Raw genomic sequence first — 21,043 nt, 5'->3', positions numbered from 1 at the left:
TTACCCCACGAGTTGGTTGAGAGAAAGGATCGGCAGGAGGATGGCGAGGACGATGACCAGCACCACCGCGCCCATGAACACCAGCATGAAGGGCTCGAACAGCCCCACCAGCAGCGCGATCTGCGCCCCCAGGTCGTTCTCCTGGTTGCGCGCGGTACGGGCCAGCATCTGATCGAGTTCGCCGGAGCGTTCACCGCTGGCGATCATGTGCAGCATCATCGGCGGGAACTGACCGCTGGCCTCCAGCGCACGGGTCAGGCTGCCGCCTTCGCGGACCTTCTGTGCGGCCAGTACCACGTCGGCGCGGATCACCCGGTTGGCGATGACCTCGGCACCTATGCCCAGCGCCTCCACCAGCGGCACGCCGCTCTGGGTGAGGATCGCCAGGGTGGAGGCGAAGCGCGCGGTGTCGGTGGCGCGAACCAGACCACCCACCAGTGGAATGCGCAGCACCAGGCCATGCCAACGAGAGCGTATCGCCTCCTCGCGCAGCGCCACGCGGGCACCGATGAAGGCGGCGATGGCGAGCAAGGCCGCCAGCCAGCCCCAGTGCTTGACCAGGTCGCTGAGGGCGATGAGGCCACGGGTGAGCAGCGGCAGGGTCTGCCCAGAATCGATGAACACGCGCACCACGTCCGGGACCACATAGCCCAGGAGGAAGGAGACGATGCCGAGGGAGGCGCACATCAGGATCACCGGGTAGAGCAGCGCGAGCTGGATCTTCTGTCGCGACTGCTGGCGCTGCTCGGTGTAGTCGGCCAGTTGCTCCAGCACCGGGCCGAGGTGGCCAGCGTGCTCCCCCGCCGCGACTGTGGCGCGGTACAGCTCGGGGAAGGCCGCGGGAAACTCCCTCAGGCTGCCGGCCAGGCTATGGCCTTCGAGCACCCGGGCACGCACCGCCAGCAGCATGGACTGGATGCGCGGCGAGGTGGATTGGGCCGCGGCGGCGCGCAGCGCTTCCTCAATGGGCAACGCGGCCTGCACCAGGGTCGCCAGTTGCCGGGTGACCAGCGCCAGGTCGCGGGCGGACAGGCCCCGAGCAAAGCCGAGACGACCGCCACCGGCAGCCTGTTCGCGGGTGCGGGTGGCCTTGACCTCCAGCGGTGCCAGCTGTTTTTCACGCAGCAACTGGCGCACCTGGCGGGCACTGTCGGCTTCCAGCACACCCTTCTGCGGACGCCCACGGGCGTCGAGGGCGAGGTATTCGAAGGCGGCCATTATTCTTCCTGGGTCACACGCAGGACCTCTTCCACCGTGGTCACGCCTTCGAGCACCTTGCGCTTGCCGTCATCGCGGATGCTGGGGCCGAAACGGCGGGCGTGGCGGGTCATCTCCTGCTCCGCCGCGGAGTTGTGGATCAGGCTGCGCATGTGGTCGTCGAAGACCACCAGTTCGTAGATACCGGTACGGCCGCGATAGCCCTGCTGATGGCATTCGGGGCAACCACGGGCGTGGTAGAGGGTCGGCGGGGCCGCCGGGTCGACGCCCAGCAGCGTGCACTCGGCGGCATCGGCGCTGTAGGGCACCTTGCAATGGTTGCAGAGCACGCGTACCAGGCGCTGGGCCAGCACGCCGAGCAAGGAGGACGACAGCAGGAAGGGCTCGACGCCCATGTCCACCAAACGGGTGATGGCGCCGATGGCACTGTTGGTGTGCAGGGTGGAAAGCACCAGGTGACCGGTGAGGGACGCCTGGACGGCGATCTCGGCGGTTTCGTGGTCGCGGATCTCACCCACCATCACCACGTCCGGGTCCTGGCGCAGGATGGCGCGCAGGCCGCGGGCGAAGGTCATCTCCACCTTGGCGTTGACCTGGGTCTGGCCGATGCCTTCCAGGTGATATTCGATGGGGTCTTCCACCGTGAGGATGTTGCGGGTGCGGTCGTTGAGGGTGACCAGGCTGGCGTAGAGCGTGGTGGTCTTGCCCGAGCCGGTGGGGCCGGTGACCAGCAGGATGCCGTGGGGCTTGCGCACCGAGGCCTCCATCAGGTCGCGGTCACGCGCGCTCATGCCCAGGTGCTGCAGGGTCAGGCGCCCGGCCTGCTTGTCCAGCAGGCGCAGTACCACGCGCTCGCCGTTGGCGGAGGGCAGCGTGGAGACGCGGATATCCACCTCACGGCCAGCCACGCGCAGGGAGATACGGCCGTCCTGGGGCACACGTTTTTCGGCGATGTCCAGCTTGGCCATGACCTTGATGCGCGACACCAGCAGCGCCGCCAGCTCACGCTTGGGTTCGAGCACCTCACGCAGGATGCCGTCGACGCGGAAGCGCACCACCAGGCGTTTTTCAAAGGTCTCCAGGTGGATGTCCGAGGCGTTCTCGCGGATCGCCTCGCCGAGGATGGCGTTGATCAGGCGGATGATCGGCGCGTCGTCCTCCTGCTCCATCAGGTCGGTGGTCTCGGGCATCTGCTCGGCCAGCGCGGCCAGGTCGAGGCTGCCGCCGAGGTCTTCGGCCAGTTGCATGGTGGCGGAGGAGTCGTGCTGGTAAGCCTGGGCCAACGCCTGGTCGAACGATTCGACCGGCAACGGCCGGAATGGCAGCGAGCGGCCGACGAAGCGACGCGCCTCGGCCAGGGCCACCAGTTCGGCGCCTTGGCGATGGGCCAGGCAGGGCTCGACGCCATCCTGCAGGAAGACGCCGTGACGCTTGGCAAAGCCGAACGGCAGGCGCCGCAGAGGCGCCTCGATCGAAGAGTTCATCCGTGTAATGCCTTCATGAATTCACCGGGGCAATTATCACAACGCTGTCTGACCGTTGTGCAGCAGATCCCTGCCATTTTCTTGTCGTTGTGATCGGGCACGCACGCAAACCCGTAAAAAAACCGGAATATCTTTAGCACATAGACCTCCGCGATACACCTGCTGTCGGGTTGTAGCGTGAATGCGTCGTACTGCTATGATTCAGAGCTTTCGCCGAATCAGAAAATCAAGAACAACTCGCGGAGACCCCCACTTGCCCACAACTGGTGCTCGACACTGGCTGCAACAGCATTCGCCCGCGCTTCTGGGCGCGGGCTTGGTGATTGCCATGAGCCTGAGCCTCGCCTGGCAATCCGCCGACTGGATCAGATTGCTCCGCAATTCCCCCGATACCAGCAGTGACCCCACCAGCACGGCGGTGGTTCCAGCCAGCCTGGAACGCCTCGAACCGCTGTTCGGTCCGAACCGCGCGCAGAGCGATGCGCCACCACCGGCGACCAACCTGCGCCTGACTCTGCTGGGCAGCTTCATCAACGCCGATGAGGCACGCTCCAGCGTGATCATCCGCAGCGAGGGCGACAAACCCAAGCGCCTGCACAGCGGTGAGGAACTTAGCCCCGGCGTGAAGCTCCATGCCATCTACCGTGATCGCGTGGAAATCGACCGGGGCGGCCGCCTCGAGACCCTGACCTTCCCCCGGGCACGCCTCGCCGTGCCCAACTCGCCCGCCATGGAGGCGGAGCCGGCAAATGATGCTGTTAACGACCTCGGCGGCCTCCAGGAGGACAACGCCGCCGAACTGCGCGAACGCATGGAAGCACTGAGAAAACAGATGGAAGAATCCGGCGGCCTCTCGCCGGAATCACCGCCCGAACAGCCCCTGGAAAGCGAATGAATCAATGCCCACACTCCTCTCGCGCCTGAGTATCGCCCTGCTGGCTGCCGGCCTCGCTGCCGCGCCGTTGCCCTTGCTGGCCGCCGATCCGCAACCCCAGGCCGAAAACAGCCAGCAGGAAGGCTGGACCATCAACCTCAAGGACGCGGACATTCGCGAATTCGTCGACCAGGTGGCCGACATCACCGGCGAGACCTTCATCGTCGATCCCCGGGTCAAGGGCCAGGTCAGCGTGGTGTCCAAGGCGCCACTGAACCTGTCCGAGGTCTATCAACTGTTCCTTTCGGTGATGGCCACCCACGGCTTCACCGTGGTCACCCAGGGTGACCAGGCCCGCATCATCCCCAACGCCGAAGCCAAGGCCGAAGCCGAAGGCGGGCCGGCAGCGCCGGACAAGCTGGAGACCCGGGTGATCCAGGTGCAGCACACGCCGGTGACCGAGCTGATCCCGCTGATCCGCCCGCTGGTGCCGCAATACGGCCACCTGGCGGCGGTGACCTCGTCCAACGCCCTGATCATCAGCGACCGCAGCGCCAACATCGCGCGCATCGAAAGCCTGATGCGCCAGCTGGACCAGAAGGGCGACCGCGACTACACCGTGCTCAACCTGCAGAACGCCTGGGTGATGGACGCCGCCGAGGTGCTCAACAGCGCCGTCAGCCGCGGCCAGGCCAAGGGCACCAACGCCGCCCAGGTGATCGCCGATGCCCGCACCAACCGCCTGATCATCGTCGGCCCGCCCTCGGCGCGGGCCAAGCTGGTGGCGCTGGCGCAGTCCCTCGACACCCCGACCTCGCGCTCGGCCAATACCCGCGTCATCCGCCTGCGCCATAACGACGCCAAGGCCCTGGCCACCACCCTGGGCGAGATTTCCGAAGGCCTGAAGACCCCGGAAGGCGGCGGTGAGCAGCAAGGCAAGCCGCAGAACATCCTGATCCGCGCCGATGAGAGCCTCAACGCCCTGGTGCTGCTGGCCGAGCCGGACACGGTCAACGCGCTGGAAGACATCGTCCGCCAGCTCGACGTACCCCGCGCCCAGGTGATGGTGGAAGCCGCCATCGTGGAAATCTCCGGCGACATCACCGACGCCCTCGGCGTGCAGTGGGCCGTGGATGCCCGCGGCAAGACCGGCGGCCTCGGTGGGGTCAACTTCGGCAACACCGGGCTCTCGGTGGGCACCGTGCTCAACGCCATCAAGGACGAAAAGCTGCCCACCACCCTGCCCGACGGCGCCATCATCGGCATCGGTACCGACCACTTCGCCGCGCTGGTCACCGCGCTCTCCGCCAACAGCAAGAGCAACCTCCTGTCCACGCCGAGCCTGCTGACCCTGGACAACCAGAAGGCGGAGATCCTCGTCGGCCAGAACGTGCCCTTCCAGACCGGCTCCTACACCACCGATGCGGCCGGGGCCAACAACCCCTTCACCACCATCGAGCGCAAGGACATCGGCGTCACCCTCAAGGTCACCCCGCACATCAACGAGGGCGCCACCCTGCGCCTGGAGATCGAGCAGGAAATCTCCTCCATCGCGCCCAGCGCCACGCTCACCGCCCAGGCGGTGGACCTGATCACCAACAAGCGCTCGATCAAGAGCACCATCCTCGCCGAGGACGGCCAGGTGATCGTGCTCGGCGGCCTGATCCAGGACGACGTCACCACCACCGACTCCAAGGTGCCGCTACTGGGCGACATCCCCCTGCTCGGTCGCCTGTTCCGCTCCACCAAGGACAGCCACGTGAAGCGCAACCTGATGGTGTTCCTGCGCCCGACCGTGGTCCGCGACCGCGCCGGGCTGGCCGCACTCTCGGGCAAGAAGTACAGCGACATCCGCGTGCTCGGCGACCAGACCGACAAGGAAAGCCGCCCAAGCATCCTGCCGCGCACGCCGGCGCAGCTGTTCGACGGCGGCCAGGGCACCCCGGCCATCGATGTGCGCCCGCCGGAAGCTCCGCTGCCCTGACGGGGCGCCGAAAAGCGAACGGGCGGCAGTGCCAGGCACTGCCGCCCGTTTTCGTTTGGGGGAATGGAGCGTGGAGCGCTGGGCTGAACCCTACGAAGCGGATCAGTCCAGGTAGATCATCTTGCGGGTCATGCCGCCGTCCACCAGGAACTCCTGGCCGGTGACGAAGCCACAGCCGTCCGAGAGCAGCCAGGCGACCATGGAGGCAACGTCCTCCACCTTGCCGACACGGCCGGCCGGGTGCTGGTCGTGATCCCATTCCGACAACGGCGCCTCTTCGCGGGCGGCGCGGTCGCGGGAGTCGATCCAGCCGGGACTCACCACATTGACGCGGATGTCCGGCCCCAGGCTGATGGCCAGCGCGTGGGTCAGCGCCACCAGCCCGCCCTTGCTCGCGGCATAGGCTTCGGTATCGGCTTCGGACTGATGGGCACGGGTCGATGCGATGTTGACGATGGCCCCGCGATGCCCACGCAGGTAGGGCGCGCAGTGCTTGGCCAACAGCATCGGACCGGTGAGGTTGACCGACAGGGTGCGGTTCCACTGCATCAGTTCGAGGCTTTCCAGCGGCGCACCATGGGCTTCGGCGACGCCGGCGTTGCACACCAGCGCATCGAGCCGGCCGAACTGGCCGAGCACTTCGGCAACGCCCACGGCGACCTGGCTTTCATGGGCCACGTCCATGCCGACGAACCAGGCGTTGCCGCCCAGTGCCTTGGCTACCTTGCTGCCTCGGGCACGATCGATATCCGCGAGCACCACCTGCCAGCCTTCGGCGATCAGCCAGGCGGCGATGCCCAGGCCGATGCCACGGGCCGCGCCGGTGACCAGCGCGACCTTGCCGTTATGGGCGGGCGCCGATTCCATGGACCAGTCGATCACAACGCAGCAAGGCCACGCGCGAGGTCGGCCTTGAGGTCGGCGATGTCTTCCAGGCCCACGGCGACGCGGATCAGGTTGTCAGCGATGCCGGCGTTGGCACGCTCCTGCGGCGACAGGCGCCCGTGGGAGGTGGTGGCCGGGTGGGCGATGGTGGTCTTGGTGTCGCCCAGGTTGGTGGTGATGGAGATCACCCGGGTGGCGTCGATGAAACGCCATGCCGCTTCCTTGCCGCCGGCCACTTCGAAGCTGACCACGGCGCCGAAGGCGCTCTGCTGACGCTTGGCCAGCTCGTGCTGCGGGTGGCTTTCCAGGCCGGCGTAGTAGACGCGCTCGATGCCCGGCTGCTGTTCCAGCCAGCGGGCCAGTTCCAGGGCGCTGGCGCAATGGGCCTGCATGCGCACGCGCAGGGTTTCCAGGCCCTTGAGGAAGATCCAGGCGTTGAAGGGGCTGAGGGTCGGCCCGGCGGTACGCAGGAAGCCGACCACGCCTTCCATCTGTGCCTTGCGACCGGCGACCACGCCGCCCATGCTGCGACCTTGGCCATCGATGTACTTGGTGGCCGAGTGCATGACGATGTCGGCACCGAGCTTCAGCGGCTGCTGCAGCGCGGGGGTGCAGAAGCAGTTGTCCACCGCCAGCAGCGCGCCACGGGCGTGGGCGATCTCGGCCAGGGCGGTGATGTCCACCAGCTCGGCCAGGGGGTTGGACGGCGACTCGACGAAGAGCAGCTTGGTGTTGGGCTTGAAGGCCGCTTCCCAGCCGGCCAGGTCGGCCAGCGGCGGGTAGTCGACTTCGACACCGAAGCGCTTGAGGTACTTCTCGAACAGGCTGATGGTCGAACCGAACACGCTGCGCGACACCAGCACATGGTCGCCGGCGCTGCACTGGCTCATGACGATGGAGAGGATCGCCGACATGCCCGAGGCGGTGGCCACCGCTTGCTCGGCACCTTCCAGGGCGGCGATGCGCTCCTCGAAGGCCCGTACGGTGGGGTTGGTGTAGCGCGAGTAGACGTTGCCCGGCACTTCGCCGGCGAAACGCGCGGCGGCGTCGGCGGCGGTGCGGAACACATAGCTGGAGGTGAGGAACATCGCCTCGCCGTGCTCGCCTTCCGGCGTGCGGTGCTGCCCGGCGCGTACCGCCAGGGTGTCGAAGGCCGCGCCTTCGAGGTCACTGTCCAGCCGGCCGGCTTCCCATTCCTGCGTCATATCCCCACCTCTTGGAAACGAAGCCCGGGACAGGGCCCGGGCTGGCAACGTTCAGCGTGCGGCACGAGGCCGCGAACTCAATTGTTGTACAGATCGATGATCGCGCTGACCACGTTGACCTTGGCCTTGCTGGCGTCATTGCGCGCCTGCTCGATCTTGTTCAGGTAGTGCTCGTCGACATCGCCGGTGATGTACTTGCCGTCGAATACCGCGCAGTCGAACTGGTCGATCTTCACCTTGCCACCACCGACCGCCTCGATCAGGTCCGGCAGGTCCTGGTAGAGCAGCCAGTCGGCGCCGATCAGCTCGGCCACTTCCTCGGTGGTGCGGTTGTGGGCGATCAGCTCGTGGGCGCTGGGCATGTCGATGCCGTACACGTTCGGGTAGCGCACCGCCGGGGCGGCCGAGCAGAAGTAGACGTTCTTGGCGCCGGCCTCGCGGGCCATCTGGATGATCTGCTTGCAGGTGGTGCCGCGGACGATGGAGTCGTCCACCAGCATCACGTTCTTGCCGCGGAACTCCAGCTCGATGGCGTTGAGCTTCTGACGTACCGATTTCTTGCGCGCGGCCTGGCCCGGCATGATGAAGGTACGGCCGATGTAGCGGTTCTTGACGAAGCCCTCGCGGAACTTCACGCCCAGGTGGTTGGCCAGTTCCAGGGCCGCGGTGCGGCTGGTGTCCGGGATCGGGATGACCACGTCGATGTCGTGGTCCGGGCGCTCGCGCTGGATCTTCTCGGCGAGCTTCTCGCCCATGCGCAGACGTGCCTTGTAGACCGAGACGCCGTCCATGATCGAATCCGGGCGCGCCAGATAGACGTGCTCGAAGATGCACGGGGCGAGCTTCGGCGCCTTGGCGCACTGGCGGGTGTAGAGCTTGCCGTCTTCGGTGATGTACACCGCTTCGCCCGGCGCCAGGTCACGGATCAGGGTGAAGCCGAGTACGTCGAGGGAGACGCTTTCGGAGGCGATCATGTACTCCACGCCTTCGTCGGTGTGACGCTGGCCGAAGACGATCGGACGGATGGCGTTGGGGTCGCGGAAGCCGACGATGCCGTAGCCGGTGATCATCGCCACCACGGCGTAGCCACCACGGCATCGGTCATGCACGCCGGAAACCGCGGCGAACACGTCTTCCTCGGTGGGCTGCAGCTTTCCGCGATGGGCCAGCTCATGGGCGAACACGTTGAGCAGCACTTCCGAGTCGGAACTGGTGTTCACGTGGCGCAGGTCGGATTCGTAGATTTCCTTGGCCAACTGCTCGACGTTGGTCAGGTTGCCGTTGTGCGCCAGGGTGATGCCGTAGGGCGAGTTGACGTAGAACGGCTGCGCCTCGGCGGAGGTGGAGCTGCCCGCAGTCGGGTAGCGCACGTGGCCGATGCCCATGTGGCCTACCAGGCGCTGCATGTGGCGTTGCTGGAAGACGTCACGGACCAGGCCGTTGTCCTTGCGCAGGAACAACCGGCCGTCATGGCTGGTGACGATGCCGGCAGCGTCCTGGCCGCGATGCTGGAGAACGGTGAGCGCGTCATACAGCGCCTGATTGACGTTCGACTTACCGACGATACCGACGATGCCACACATGCGGTGCAACCCCTGCTGCTAGTAGTTCAGGCTAATACCGGGCGACGGGCCGGGCAGTTGGTGCCCCGCTCGCCACCCTTTGTTTGGCGGCTCAGCTTGGTGCGCTGACGCTGCCGGCAAGCCACTGGCTGGTGAAACCCAGAATCAGGTTCTTCGACCAGTCGGCGACCATCAGAAAATGCGGTAGCAACGTTGACTGCTGCCACCATGGATCCTGTTGCACCGGCGCCAGGCTCAGCAGGCCGACCAGCACCACCACCAGCAAAGCCCCGCGCGCCGCGCCGAAGACCATGCCGAGGAAGCGGTCGGTGCCGTCCATGCCGGTGACCCTGATCAGCTCACCGATCAGGAAATTGACCAACGCCCCCACCAGCAGGGTGGCGATGAAGAGAATGGCGCAGGCCGCGATCACGCGCGCCGACGGCATTTCGATGAACTCGGTGAGGTGCTGTGACAAGGCCCCGCCAAACATCCAGGCGACTATGCCGGCGATGATCCAGGTGAGCAGCGAAAGCGCTTCCTTGACGAAGCCGCGTTTCAGACTGATCAGGCTGGAAATGGCGATGATGGCGATGATCGACCAATCGACCCAGGTGAATGCCACGTATGCAGCTCACGAACAGAAAAGGCGCTGCATTTTAGCAGAGCCCCGTCGCTCCGGTAACCCGCGGATCAGATTGCTCTGATAGAGAGAGCGAATCAGCCCTTTTCAGGCTGGAAACGCACGATGAAGCCATTGAGTTTCTGTTGGCGGCTCAGGGAATCCCGCAGCCGGTCGGCTTCCGCGCGCTCGATCACCGGGCCGACGAACACCCGGTTCATGCCTTCGGCACTGCGGATGTAGGCGTTGTAGCCCTGGCTGCGCAGGGTCTGCTGCAGCTTCTCGGCGCCGGCGCGGCTGGACAGGCTGGCGAGCTGGATCGACCAGCTGACCGGCAGGCCATTCGGGTCGAGGCGCTTTTCATCGGCCTTGGGCGGCGTGGCGGCCGGCGGCACGGCCTGGGCCTGTTGCTGGGCCGGCGGTTGTGCGGGAGCCTGGGGCTGGGCCGGCTGCGCGGGCGCTGCGGGCTGTTCGGTGGGAGCAATGGGCAGTGCGCTGGCCTGGCCGTTGGCATCCAGCGACGGGACCGGCTCTTCCGGGAGCACCTGGGGCTCGGGCACCTCGACGGTCTCCATCTCCACCGGCGGCATCTCCGGGGTTTGCGGCATGGCCGGCGCGTCGATGCGCACCTGGCGCAACTCGTCCTCGCGGGTGAACAGCATCGGCAGGAAGATCACCGCCAGCGCCAGCAGCACCAGGGCACCGACGATGCGTTGCTTGAGTCCCTTGTCCAGCACAGCCACTCCCCCTTAAACCTGATGCGCGAGCCAGGCCAGCGCCTCGGCCACGCAATAGAAAGATCCGAACGCCAGGATTTCATCGCCCTCCCCGGCTTTCTCGCACTGTGCCTCCAGCGCCGCGGCGATATCGCCATGGCTGCTGGCGGTAACGCCCAGCGCGAGCAACGCGGCCTGCAGTTCGGCCGCCGGCCGGCTGCGCGTGGACGGCAGCGTGGCCACGGCCCAGTCCGGCAGCACGTCCTTGAGCGGCGCGAGCACACCGGCCAGGTCCTTGTCGGCCAACAAGCCGAACACTGCCAGGCGCCGACCGGCGACCGGGCGGCTGCGCAAGCGCTCGGCCAGGTAGCTGGCCGCGTGGGGATTATGCCCAACATCCAGCAGCAGCGTGAGTGACTTGCCGCGCCAATTCAGCGCGCGGCGATCCAGGCGCCCGGTGACCCGGGTGGCTTGCAGCGCCTGGGTGATAACGGCTTCGTCCCAGGGCTGGTCGAGCAGCGCATAGGCTTGCAGGGCCAGCGCTGCATTTTCCAGGGGCAGGTCGAGCAGCGGCAAATCATGGAGCTGGCGACCCTGGCCATTCCGATCCAGGCCACGCCAGTGCCAGGCACCCTCCCCCACCGCCAGGTCGTAGTCACGACCACGGAGGATGAAGGGGGCGCTGAGGGCAGCAGCCCGCTCGGCGAGCGGTGCAGGCGGGTCGAGATCGCCACAGAGCGCCGGCTTGCCGGCACGGAAGATGCCGGCTTTCTCGAACGCCACGCTTTCGCGGGTATCGCCGAGCCAGTCGGCGTGGTCGATGCCGATGCTGGTGACCAGCGCCAGGTCGGCGTCGACCAGGTTGACCGCATCCAGCCGGCCACCCAGGCCGACCTCGAGCACCACGGCATCGAGGCCGCTGCGCTCGAACAGCCAGAAGGCTGCGAGCGTGCCCATTTCGAAGTAGGTCAGGGAGGTTTCGCCACGGGCCGCTTCCACGGCCACGAATGCCTCGCAGAGCGCATCGTCGCTGGCATCGACGCCATCGATCTGCACGCGCTCGTTATAGGCCAGCAGGTGCGGCGAGCTGTACACGCCGACCTTGAGACCCTGCGCCCTCAGCAGTGAAGCGAGGAAGGCGCAGGTCGAACCCTTGCCGTTGGTCCCGGTGACCGTGACCACCAGCGGTGCCGGCCTGTGCAAGCCAAGCCGCTGGGCGACCTGGTGGCTGCGTTCCAGCCCCATGTCGATGGCTGTGGGGTGGAGTTGCTCGAGGTAGGCGAGCCAGTCGGCGAGGGTTCGTTGGGTCATGCAGTGGCCGGTGAGGGTAGACGCATGAACTGCGCGAGCAGCCGCGACAGGCGGGCACGCAGTTCATCGCGGGGAATGATCATGTCGATGGCGCCGTGCTCCAGCAGGAACTCGCTGCGCTGGAAGCCTTCAGGCAGCTTCTCGCGAACGGTCTGCTCGATCACGCGGGGGCCGGCAAAGCCGATCAGCGCCTTGGGTTCGGCGACGATCACGTCACCGAGCATGGCCAGGCTGGCGGAAACGCCACCGTAGACCGGGTCGGTGAGCACGGAGATGAAGGGCAGGCCCTCTTCGCGCAGGCGCGCCAGCACGGCGGAGGTCTTGGCCATCTGCATCAGCGAGATCAGTGCTTCCTGCATGCGCGCACCGCCCGAAGCGGAGAAGCACACCAGCGGGCAGCGCTTCTCCAGCGCCATGTTGGCGGCACGCACGAAACGCTCGCCGACCACCGCGCCCATGGAGCCGCCCATGAAGGAGAACTCGAAGGCGCAGGCCACGATGGGCATGCCTTCCAGGCTGCCGCTCATGGCGATCAGCGCGTCCTTCTCGCCGGTGTCCTTCTGGGCTGCGGTGATGCGGTCCTTGTACTTCTTGCTATCGCGGAACTTCAGGCGGTCCACCGGCTCCAGCTCGGCACCCAGTTCCTCGCGACCGTCGGCGTCGAGGAAGATGTCCAGGCGAGCACGCGCGTCGATGCGCATGTGGTGGTTGCACTTGGGACAGACGTCGAGGGTCTTCTCCAGTTCGGGCTTGTACAGCACGGCCTCGCAGGACGGGCACTTGTGCCAGAGGCCTTCAGGAACCGAGCTCTTCTTCACCTCGGAACGCATGATCGAAGGGATCAGCTTGTCTACCAGCCAGTTGCTCATGCTCTCGTTCTCCATAGCTTCAGGCCCGAACACGCGCTAGCGGCCCGGAGCCCTGCGCATGTTCTTGAGCGAATTCACGATTGCGGACGGGGTTGGCGGCATCGGCGGGATGGCGACGGTACGCCCGGCCCCGCACGGTGACGCCGGGAAGGCCCCGGCCATCTGGGCGACGGGCACCGCCATGGTGCCGTCGCGAAAAGCAAAATCGGCCCGATCCGACACCGCGCGCATACGCGCGTGCCCGGGCAACTGGGTTATGGACGGCAGCGCAGGCGGCGCCGTCACATCTGTGGACGACGGGTTCAGCATGCCGCCCTTGCCGCATCGATGAAGGCTCGCACCTTGTCGTGATCCTTGATGCCCTTGCTCGCCTCCACCCCGCCGCTGACGTCGACCGCGTAGGGCCTGACCTGTGCCACCGCGCTGGCGACGTTTTCCGGGGTGAGGCCGCCGGCGAGGATCACCGGCTTGCCCAGGCCGACCGGCACCAGGTTCCAGTCGAAGGCTTCGCCGGTGCCACCAGGGATGCCGGGCACGTAGGTATCCAACAGCACGCCCGAGGCGCCGGGATACTCGCTTACGCGGGCCGCCACGTCGTCGCCGGGCTTGACCCGCAAGGCCTTGATATAAGGACGGCCATGGCCTTCGCAGGCTGCCGGGGTCTCGTCGCCGTGGAACTGCAGCAGGTCGAGGGGCACCGCTTCGAGGATCGCCGCCAGTTCAGCGGCGGGCATATCGACGAACAGGCCCACGCTGGTCACGAAGGGAGGCAGCGCCGCGACTATCGCCCGGGCCTGCTCGACGTTCACCGCTCGCGGGCTGGCGGCATAGAACACCATGCCGATGGCGTCGGCACCGGCCGCTGCCGCGGCGAGGGCGTCCTCAACGCGGGTGATGCCACAGATTTTGATGCGAACGGCTGACAAGTTGCAGGCACCGGTGGGTAAAAGATGCTGGATGGTAGCAAAGGCTCGGCGGAGCGTCAGCCCGGGTTTTCCGGTAACCAGGAGAGAAAATGCGGCCCGATGTAACGGTGCGGCAGCTGGAATTCCTCGGGGTACTCCACCTGCACCAGGTACAGCCCGTAGGGATGGGCGGTGACGCCGCCGGTACGCCGCACGCGGCTTTCCAGCACTTCACGGGCCCATTCCGGCGGGCGCTCGCCGGCACCGATGGTCATCAGCACCCCGGCGAAGTTGCGCACCATGTGGTGAAGGAAGGCGTTGGCGCGGATATCCAGCACGATGAACCGCCCGTGCTCACTGAGGTGCAGGTGGTGCACCGTCTTGATCGGCGACTTGGCCTGGCACTGGCGGGCGCGGAAGGCGCTGAAGTCATGGGTACCGACCAGGTGGGCGGCGGCCTCGCGCATGCGCTGGATATCCAGCGGGCGATGGTTCCAGGTGACTTCCTCGGCCATATGCGCCGGGCGGATCTGGTCGTTGTAGATGACATAGCGATAACGCCGCGCCATCGCACTGAAGCGCGCGTCGAAATGCCGGGGCATTTCCTGGGCCCAGGCCACGCTGATGTCGTTCGGCAGGTTCATGTTGGCGCCCATGGTCCAGGCATGCATGGAGCGCTGCACCGGCGTGTCGAAATGCACCACCTGGCCGCTGGCATGCACCAGGGCGTCGGTACGCCCGGCACAGCTGAGGGTGACGGGAGCACCGCCGGCCACCTTGGACAAGGCCGTTTCCAGGGTTTCCTGGACGGAGGGCACCCCGGCGCGTTGACGCTGGAAGCCACGGTAGCGGGAGCCCTTGTACTCGATGCCGAGGGCGATTCTGTAAATGCCAACGGCAGCCGAGTCGGCTGCCGTTGTGGGTACTGCTTGGGTCATTGATCAGCTGATACGGGCGATGAGCTCGCGCGCTTCCTGTTGCTGGTTTTCACTGCCCTCGGACATCACTTCGTCGAGGATGTCGCGGGCGCCTTCGGTGTCACCCATGTCGATGTAGGCACGGGCCAGATCGAGCTTGGTAGCGGTTTCGTCGGTGCCGGAGAGGAAGTCGAAATCATCGTCGCCATCCAGGTCCACTGCCGGAGCGGCGCCGCTGGCAGGGGCGCTGTCGGCCGGCGGCTGGTCGAGGCTTTCGGCGAGCTGGTCGAGCTCGGCGGTCACTTCATCGAGCTTGGCGGCGAAGCTGTCGGAGAGCGGCGCTTCTTCGGCGGCGGGCTCGTCTTCCGGCATCGACAGGTCGAAATCGGACGGCAGTTCGAAGGCCGACGCGGGCTCTTCCTTGGCGACCGGCTCGGCAGCAGGCTGGGAGCCGCCCAGGTTCAGGTCGTCATCCAGGCTGAGAAGGAAATCATCTTCCTCGGCGATGGACGGCTTGCTGTCGCCTTCCAGCTCCAGGCTGAAGTCGGCCAGATCGTCGCCCAGGTCCAGCGATTGCTCGCTCAGCGGCTTGTCGTCCAGCTCCAGGTCGAAGCCGAGTTCGTCGTCGCCGCGGGCAGCCGGGGCGCTCGGAGCATCGAGGTTGAGGTCGGCATCCAGGTCGATCTCGTCCAGGCCGGCCAGGGCATCGTTGCCGGAGGCAGCTTGCAGGTCGCGGTCGAGGTCGGCTTCCAGTTCATCCAGGCTCAGGTCGAAGGCATCGTCCATGTCGTCCTGGGCGGCAGGCGCCTGGGCAGCCGGAGCAGCAGGTTCGTCCAGGGTCAGGTCATCGAGGCTGAAGCTGTCGAGGTCGTCGCTGGCGGAACCGGCGGCGAAGCCGAGGCCGGCAGCGGCGGCCAGCGCCATGGCCGGGTACTTGGCTTTGAGCTGGTCGACTTCGGCATAGGCGCCACCGATTTCACGCAGCTCGCTTTCCTGGCGGGCGAAGCCGTCGCGGTCACCCAGTTCGGCGTAGACCTCCATCAGCTTCAGGCGCAGGTCGGCACGATGCGGCTCGTCGTTGATCGCGTTCTGCAGCAGCTCGGCAGCCTGGTTGAAGCGGCCGTAGGCGATGTAGATGTCGGCTTCGCTGATGGCATCGCCAGTCTGGGCGGTGACACGTTCCTCGGCCTGGGCCGGAGCAGCGGCGACCGCAGCAGGCTCGTTCTCGAGGCCGGCGAAGGCGTTGTCCTGGATGTCCAGGTCGTTGTCGAAGCCGGTGTCGTCGTCCTGGGCGGCCAGGCTGTTCTGCAGCTCGGCTTCCTTCATGGCGTTGCGACGGGAGAGGATCATCAGTGCGACCAGCAGAAGCAGCAGCGCGCCGCCACCGGCGATGCCCAGCAGCATCGGGTTGCCCATCAGGTCGTCGACGAAGCCAGGCTGTTCGGCTTCAGGTTCCGGCTGCACGGGCGCCACAGCCGCCGGAGCGGGCTCGACCGGCTTGGCGGCCTCTGCCGGAGCAGCAGGTTTTTCAACGGCATCAGCCGGCTCACTGGCCGGCTGCTGGTTCTGGGACTGGGCGGCTGCATCAGGTGCAGCCGGCTCCTCGTTGTAGTTGTAGTCCGGTGCCTGCCCGGCCGGGGGAGTGGCCTGGGTTGCGTCGGGTGCCGGAGTAGCCGGCACCGCTGCAGGTTGTTCGGCAGCCGGAGTGGCCGGGGTGGCGGAAGCGGCTGGCGCTGTCGGCGTGGCCGGTGCTGCCGGAGCGGCGGCCTCGGGTTTCTTCGCCAGGTCGCCCTGCAGCTTGGCCAGCTGATCATCCTTCAGCTGGATCAGGCGTTGCAGTTTATCCAGCTGGCTCTGCAGGTCAGTCATCCGGCCCTTGAGCTCGTCGTTCTCACGACGGGTGGTGTCCAGGCTTTCCTGGGTCACCGCCAGTTTCTCGGCCAGCGCCTTGTTGTTGCCGTTGCCAGCACCCTTCTCGCTGCCGGCAGTGGACTTGCCACTCTCGGCGGATACCAGGCGCAGGTTGTCTTTGCTTTCGGTCTTGGCCGGAGCGGCACCGGCGCTGGCGCGCTTGGTGGCGTCGAGCTGGCGCTGGCCGGCGGTACCGGCTACGGCGCTGCCGTCACGCCAGGCAGCGTTCTGCGCTGCGACCTGGGCAATGGCTTCGGATTGGGAACGGCTGGCGATCTGCGCATCGGTCGGCATGCGCAGCACCTGGCCGCTCTTCATGCGGTTGATGTTGCCGCCGACGAAGGCATCCGGGTTCAGGTCCTGGATGGCCAGCATGGCCTGGTGCACGGAACCGCTGGAGCGGTTGCGCTGGGCAATTTCCCACAGGGTGTCGCTGCCGGTGGTCTTGTATTCTTCTGCGCCCGCCTTGGCGGTGGAAGCGGCCGAGGCGACAGGCGTGGACGGACGCGGTGCCTGGGCAGCCGGGCTGGCGCTCGGACGCGGTGCAGCAGCCGGGCGCGGAGCCTGGGCCGGAGCGGCGATGGGCATGCTCGGCACGACGGCAGCGGTGGTTTCAGCGGAGTAGGTCGGCGGGTCCAGCAGCAGGGTGTATTCGCGCAGCAGGCGACCGTTGGGCCACAGCACTTCCACCATGAAGTTCAGGTAGGGCTCGCGCACCGGCTTGTTGGAGGTCACGCGGATCACGCTCTTGCCATTGGGCTTGAGCACCGGCGTGAACTTGAGGTCGGTCAGGAAGTACTGGCGATCGACGCCGGCCTTGCTGAACTCTTCGGCCGAAGCCAGGCTCGGAACGACTTCGTTGGAGGCCAGATCACGGACCTCGAGCAGCTCGATTTCAGCGACCAGCGGCTGGTTCAAGGCGGACTTCAGGGTCACTTCCCCGAGCCCCAAAGCGTGAGCCATGCCGGAGGTCAGCGCCGAAGCAGCCGCAATTGCCAGCACCAGTTTGCGAACCCGAATCATAGCGTAATCCCTTGTTTTATCTTTTTTTCTCGGCCGAACGAGAGAGTATTTTGATCGCTGCCACAACACGCCATAGCGGTTCCCCGTCAGCGATGAAAACTAAACCAGTATTGTCAAGCTAGAAAAGTTCTTCAAATTTTCAGGTAAGTATCTTTTACAGATAGTGTTTTATCAATAACTCGCCGGACTGTACGGCGTTGAGTGCAGCGCCTTTTCGCACATTATCAGACGCAATCCACAAATTGACTTGGCGCGGGTCTTCCAGCCCTTTTCGCACGCGGCCGACGTAGATCACATCCTGCCCCACAGCGTCACCTACCGCCGTCGGATAGTCGCCCTGCTCCACCAGTTCGATACCCTCAGCCGCCTCCAGTTTTTCCAGCACGACGGCCAGGTCGACGTCCTCGCGCACCTGCAGCGAGACGCTCAGGCTGTCGCCGAAGAACACCGGTGCCAGCACGCAGGTGGCGGCCACATCCAGGGCCGGGGCAGCCAGCAGTGCCTTCAATTCGCGTGCCAGTCTCCTCTCCAGCTGGGCGTGGCCCGCCTCATCCACCGCATCGGGCTGGGCGAGGATGTTGAAGGCAACCTGGCGATCAAAGAGGCGCGGCTCCAGCGGACGGGCGTTGAGCAGCTCGGCGGTTTGCCGGGCCAGCTCGGTGACCCCCTCGCGGCCACGGCTGGAAACGGCCAGGCAGACGGTGACCGTGACCCGCTCGAGGCCCAGGGACGCCAGCGGCGCCAGGGCACAGGCCAGGGCGACGGCAGAAGCGCTCGGGCTGCACAGCTTATAAGGAGGGGCCAGTTCGCCGAGCAGGCCGGCATTGGCTTCCGGCACCAGCGGCTGGGCATCGTCCAGAACACCGGAAAGATCGATCACCGCGCAGCCCGCCTGGCTGGCGCGCACGACGAAGCTGCGGCTCACCGCCTCGCCAGCGGCGAAGAAGGCCAGGCGCACCTGGGAGAAATCGAACTCGGCGACATCACGCACGCGCAGGTTCTTGCCGCGGAACTGCACGGAGGCGCCGGCAGACTCGATGCTGGCCAGCAGGTGCAGGGTTCCGACGGGAAATTCACGCTCGGCAAGGAGTTCGACGAGGGTTTCGCCAACGGTACCGGTGGCGCCGACAACGGCGATATCGAAGGACTGGCTCATGGACATTGCCTCTGGCGAAACGGGAGCGGCACTTTAACCGTCGCCCCGCACGCAGGCAATCAAGGGAAACCGGGCGCCGACGAGCCTCGTCGGCGCCCGTTGTCGATCAACGTTCCAGGAGGATGCGCAGCATGCGGCGCAGCGGCTCGGCCGCGCCCCACAGCAGCTGGTCGCCCACGGTGAAGGCACCGAGGTACTGCGTGCCCATGTTGAGCTTGCGCAGGCGGCCGACCGGGACGCTGAGGGTGCCGGTGACGGCGGTCGGGGTCAGCTCGCGCATGCTGATCTCGCGCTGGTTCGGCACCAGTTTCACCCAGGGGTTGTGCTGGCTGATCATGCCTTCGATGTCGGCGATGGGCACATCCTTGTTCAGCTTGATGGTCAGCGCCTGGCTGTGGCAGCGCATGGCGCCGATACGCACGCAGATGCCGTCCACCGGGACCGGGCTCTTGAAGCGACCGAGGATCTTGTTGGTTTCGGCCTGGCCCTTCCACTCTTCACGGCTCTGGCCGTTGGGCAGTTCCTTGTCGATCCAGGGGATCAGGCTGCCTGCCAGGGGCACACCGAAGTTCTCGGTGGGATACGCCTCGCCGCGCATGGCTTCGGCCACCTTGCGATCGATGTCGAGGATGGCGCTGGCCGGGTTGGCCAGGTCATCGGCGACCGCCGCGTGGGTCGCGCCCATCTGCTTGATCAGCTCGCGCATGTTCTGGGCACCGGCGCCGGAGGCTGCCTGGTAGGTCATGGCGCTCATCCACTCCACCAGGCCGGCTTCGAACAGACCGCCCAGGGCCATCAGCATCAGGCTGACGGTGCAGTTGCCGCCGATGTAGTTCTTGGTGCCGGCATCCAGTTGCTGGTCGATGACGCGACGGTTGACCGGGTCGAGGACGATGACCGCGTCATCCTGCATGCGCAGGCTGGAGGCGGCGTCGATCCAGTAGCCCTGCCAGCCGGCTTCGCGCAGCTTGGGGAAGACTTCGCTGGTGTAGTCGCCACCCTGGCAGGTCAGGATCACATCGAGGCTTTTCAGCTCGTCGATGTTGTACGCGTCCTTCAGCGGGGCAACGTCCTTGCCGATCGCCGGGCCTTGCCCGCCAACATTGGAAGTGGTGAAGAAAACCGGCTCGATCAGGTCGAAATCCCGCTCTTCCAGCATTCGCTGCATGAGCACGGAACCCACCATACCACGCCAACCGATCAGACCTACACGCTTCATGACAACTACACCTTTCAGGAAAAAGTGGACCGCCGGTATTCCGGCGAGCCCGACAGATTACAGATTACGCAGGGCCTCGACCACTGCATCGCCCATGGCTTGGGTACCGACCTTGGTGGTACCGGCGGAGAAGATGTCGCCGGTGCGCAAGCCCTGGTCGAGGACGAGGCTCACGGCCTTCTCGATGGCATCCGCGGCGGCACTCTGGTTGAAGCTGTAGCGCAGCATCATCGAGACCGAGAGGATGGTCGCCAGGGGGTTGGCGATGCCCTGGCCGGCGATGTCCGGCGCGGAGCCGTGGCACGGCTCGTACATGCCCTTGTTGTTCGCATCCAGGGAAGCGGAAGGCAGCATGCCGATGGAGCCGGTGAGCATGGAAGCCTCATCCGACAGGATGTCGCCGAACATGTTGTCGGTGACCATCACGTCGAACTGCTTGGGCGCGCGCACCAGCTGCATGGCGGCGTTGTCGACGTACATGTGCGACAGCTCGACGTCCGGGTAGTCCTTGGCCACTTCCTCGGCCACCTCGCGCCACAGCTGGCTGGAGGCGAGCACGTTGGCCTTGTCCACCGAGCAGAGTTTCTTGCCGCGCACGCGGGCCATGTCGAAGCCGACGCGGACGATGCGGCGGATTTCGCTTTCGGCATACGGCAGGGTGTCATAGGCCTGGCGCTCGCCGTTTTCCAGCACGCGCTGCTCGCGGGGCTGGCCGAAGTAGATGCCGCCGGTCAGCTCACGGACGATGAGAATGTCCAGGCCCGCGACCACTTCCGGCTTGAGGCTAGAGGCATCGGCCAGTTGCGGATAAAGGATGGCCGGGCGCAGGTTGGCGAACAGGCCCAGCTGCGAGCGGATCTTCAGCAGGCCGCGTTCCGGGCGGATGTCACGCTCGATCTTGTCCCACTTCGGGCCGCCCACGGCGCCCAGCAGCACGGCGTCGGCCTGGCGCGCACGCTCCAGGGTCTCGTCGGCCAGGGGCACGCCGTGCTTGTCGATGGCAGCGCCGCCGATCACGTCGTGGGTCAGCTCGAAGCCGAGCTGGAACTTGTCATTGGCCAGCTCCAGCACCTTGACCGCTTCGGCCATGATTTCCGGGCCGATACCGTCGCCAGGGAGAACCAGAATCTGTTTGCTCATGAGTCTTTCCTTCGGAAAAAAGCTTCAAGCCCCAAGTCGCAG

General features: G+C 66.2%; 17 protein-coding genes. 2 read left to right on the top strand and 15 right to left on the bottom strand.

Annotated elements, in window-relative coordinates:
* Both xcpS and gspE read right to left on the bottom strand, forming a co-directional pair.
* Window positions 1-1,218 carry a GspF family T2SS innner membrane protein variant XcpS gene (gene xcpS, locus ACXI0U_RS05635; RefSeq protein WP_374980304.1) on the bottom strand — a complete coding sequence of 406 codons (1,218 nt, stop codon included), beginning with the start codon at window positions 1,216-1,218 and terminating at the stop codon, window positions 1-3.
* Window positions 1,218-2,702, bottom strand: coding sequence for a type II secretion system ATPase GspE (gspE, locus tag ACXI0U_RS05630; RefSeq protein ID WP_479549866.1), 1,485 nt, complete (start codon window positions 2,700-2,702; stop codon window positions 1,218-1,220). The genes xcpS and gspE overlap by 1 nt, the downstream gene beginning before the upstream one ends.
* A 328-nt stretch (window positions 2,703-3,030) precedes the next feature.
* On the opposite strand from gspE, the gene ACXI0U_RS05625 reads away from it, so the two are divergent.
* Both ACXI0U_RS05625 and gspD read left to right on the top strand, forming a co-directional pair.
* Window positions 3,031-3,597 (top strand): type II secretion system protein N, encoded by a 567-nt coding sequence (locus ACXI0U_RS05625; RefSeq protein WP_316925168.1) that lies wholly within the window; start codon window positions 3,031-3,033, stop codon window positions 3,595-3,597.
* Between the two features lie 4 nt (window positions 3,598-3,601).
* Complete coding sequence (gene gspD / locus ACXI0U_RS05620; RefSeq protein WP_184490670.1) at window positions 3,602-5,560, top strand: type II secretion system secretin GspD; 1,959 nt, start codon at window positions 3,602-3,604, stop codon at window positions 5,558-5,560.
* Between the two features lie 102 nt (window positions 5,561-5,662).
* Here gspD and ACXI0U_RS05615 read toward each other — a convergent pair whose 3' ends face one another.
* The 13 genes from ACXI0U_RS05615 to leuB all read right to left on the bottom strand — a co-directional run bounded on the left by ACXI0U_RS05615 (window position 5,663) and on the right by leuB (window position 21,001).
* Window positions 5,663-6,427, bottom strand: a complete 765-nt coding sequence (locus ACXI0U_RS05615) for an SDR family oxidoreductase (RefSeq protein WP_021218566.1) — start codon at window positions 6,425-6,427, stop codon at window positions 5,663-5,665.
* Between the two features lie 11 nt (window positions 6,428-6,438).
* Window positions 6,439-7,650, bottom strand: coding sequence for an O-succinylhomoserine sulfhydrylase (locus ACXI0U_RS05610; protein ID WP_263404380.1), 1,212 nt, complete (start codon window positions 7,648-7,650; stop codon window positions 6,439-6,441).
* Window positions 7,651-7,727: 77 nt separating this feature from the next.
* Window positions 7,728-9,233, bottom strand: a complete 1,506-nt coding sequence (gene purF / locus ACXI0U_RS05605; RefSeq protein WP_021218568.1) for an amidophosphoribosyltransferase — start codon at window positions 9,231-9,233, stop codon at window positions 7,728-7,730.
* A 91-nt stretch (window positions 9,234-9,324) separates the two neighbouring features.
* Complete coding sequence (locus ACXI0U_RS05600) at window positions 9,325-9,837, bottom strand: CvpA family protein (protein WP_021218569.1); 513 nt, start codon at window positions 9,835-9,837, stop codon at window positions 9,325-9,327.
* Window positions 9,838-9,932: 95 nt separating this feature from the next.
* Complete coding sequence (locus ACXI0U_RS05595) at window positions 9,933-10,577, bottom strand: SPOR domain-containing protein (RefSeq protein WP_271660445.1); 645 nt, start codon at window positions 10,575-10,577, stop codon at window positions 9,933-9,935.
* Between the two features lie 6 nt (window positions 10,578-10,583).
* Complete coding sequence (gene folC, locus ACXI0U_RS05590; protein ID WP_431483873.1) at window positions 10,584-11,861, bottom strand: bifunctional tetrahydrofolate synthase/dihydrofolate synthase; 1,278 nt, start codon at window positions 11,859-11,861, stop codon at window positions 10,584-10,586.
* Window positions 11,858-12,730 carry an acetyl-CoA carboxylase, carboxyltransferase subunit beta gene (accD, locus tag ACXI0U_RS05585; RefSeq protein WP_431483872.1) on the bottom strand — a complete coding sequence of 291 codons (873 nt, stop codon included), beginning with the start codon at window positions 12,728-12,730 and terminating at the stop codon, window positions 11,858-11,860. Before accD ends, folC begins: the two co-directional genes overlap by 4 nt.
* Before the next feature lie 302 nt (window positions 12,731-13,032).
* On the bottom strand, window positions 13,033-13,656 hold the full coding sequence (locus tag ACXI0U_RS05580) for a phosphoribosylanthranilate isomerase (RefSeq protein ID WP_431483871.1): 624 nt from the start codon (window positions 13,654-13,656) through the stop codon (window positions 13,033-13,035).
* A gap of 56 nt (window positions 13,657-13,712) precedes the next feature.
* The gene (truA, locus tag ACXI0U_RS05575) at window positions 13,713-14,573 is read right to left on the bottom strand and encodes a tRNA pseudouridine(38-40) synthase TruA (RefSeq protein ID WP_043243358.1); all 861 of its coding nucleotides are present in this window, start codon (window positions 14,571-14,573) and stop codon (window positions 13,713-13,715) included.
* 3 nt (window positions 14,574-14,576) lie between these two features.
* Entirely contained in the window at window positions 14,577-17,486 is a 2,910-nt protein-coding gene (locus tag ACXI0U_RS05570) for a motility hub landmark protein FimV (RefSeq protein ID WP_479549865.1), read from the bottom strand.
* Between the two features lie 154 nt (window positions 17,487-17,640).
* Complete coding sequence (locus ACXI0U_RS05565; RefSeq protein ID WP_431483868.1) at window positions 17,641-18,642, bottom strand: aspartate-semialdehyde dehydrogenase; 1,002 nt, start codon at window positions 18,640-18,642, stop codon at window positions 17,641-17,643.
* 106 nt (window positions 18,643-18,748) lie between these two features.
* Window positions 18,749-19,861, bottom strand: a complete 1,113-nt coding sequence (gene asd / locus ACXI0U_RS05560; protein ID WP_479549864.1) for an aspartate-semialdehyde dehydrogenase — start codon at window positions 19,859-19,861, stop codon at window positions 18,749-18,751.
* Between the two features lie 57 nt (window positions 19,862-19,918).
* Complete coding sequence (gene leuB, locus ACXI0U_RS05555) at window positions 19,919-21,001, bottom strand: 3-isopropylmalate dehydrogenase (protein ID WP_043243364.1); 1,083 nt, start codon at window positions 20,999-21,001, stop codon at window positions 19,919-19,921.
* Window positions 21,002-21,043 lie beyond the last annotated feature (42 nt).

It is taken from the genome of Pseudomonas sp. C9D1 (assembly GCF_056491235.1).
The sequence above is the reverse complement of the archived record's forward strand: the minus strand, read 5'-3'. Positions and strand labels throughout refer to the sequence as shown.

Excerpts from the sequence above, each read along its gene's own strand:
- xcpS (WP_374980304.1), bottom strand. The coding sequence starts at position 1,218 with ATGGCCGCCTTCGAATACCTCGCCCTCGACGCCCGTGGGCGTCCGCAG.
- gspE (WP_479549866.1), bottom strand. The coding sequence starts at position 2,702 with ATGAACTCTTCGATCGAGGCGCCTCTGCGGCGCCTGCCGTTCGGCTTT.
- ACXI0U_RS05625 (WP_316925168.1), top strand. The coding sequence starts at position 3,031 with ATGAGCCTGAGCCTCGCCTGGCAATCCGCCGACTGGATCAGATTGCTC.
- gspD (WP_184490670.1), top strand. The coding sequence starts at position 3,602 with ATGCCCACACTCCTCTCGCGCCTGAGTATCGCCCTGCTGGCTGCCGGC.
- ACXI0U_RS05615 (WP_021218566.1), bottom strand. The coding sequence starts at position 6,427 with ATGGAATCGGCGCCCGCCCATAACGGCAAGGTCGCGCTGGTCACCGGC.
- ACXI0U_RS05610 (WP_263404380.1), bottom strand. The coding sequence starts at position 7,650 with ATGACGCAGGAATGGGAAGCCGGCCGGCTGGACAGTGACCTCGAAGGC.
- purF (WP_021218568.1), bottom strand. The coding sequence starts at position 9,233 with ATGTGTGGCATCGTCGGTATCGTCGGTAAGTCGAACGTCAATCAGGCG.
- folC (WP_431483873.1), bottom strand. The coding sequence starts at position 11,861 with ATGACCCAACGAACCCTCGCCGACTGGCTCGCCTACCTCGAGCAACTC.
- accD (WP_431483872.1), bottom strand. The coding sequence starts at position 12,730 with ATGAGCAACTGGCTGGTAGACAAGCTGATCCCTTCGATCATGCGTTCC.
- truA (WP_043243358.1), bottom strand. The coding sequence starts at position 14,573 with ATGACCCAAGCAGTACCCACAACGGCAGCCGACTCGGCTGCCGTTGGC.
- ACXI0U_RS05570 (WP_479549865.1), bottom strand. The coding sequence starts at position 17,486 with ATGATTCGGGTTCGCAAACTGGTGCTGGCAATTGCGGCTGCTTCGGCG.
- ACXI0U_RS05565 (WP_431483868.1), bottom strand. The coding sequence starts at position 18,642 with ATGAGCCAGTCCTTCGATATCGCCGTTGTCGGCGCCACCGGTACCGTT.
- asd (WP_479549864.1), bottom strand. The coding sequence starts at position 19,861 with ATGAAGCGTGTAGGTCTGATCGGTTGGCGTGGTATGGTGGGTTCCGTG.
- leuB (WP_043243364.1), bottom strand. The coding sequence starts at position 21,001 with ATGAGCAAACAGATTCTGGTTCTCCCTGGCGACGGTATCGGCCCGGAA.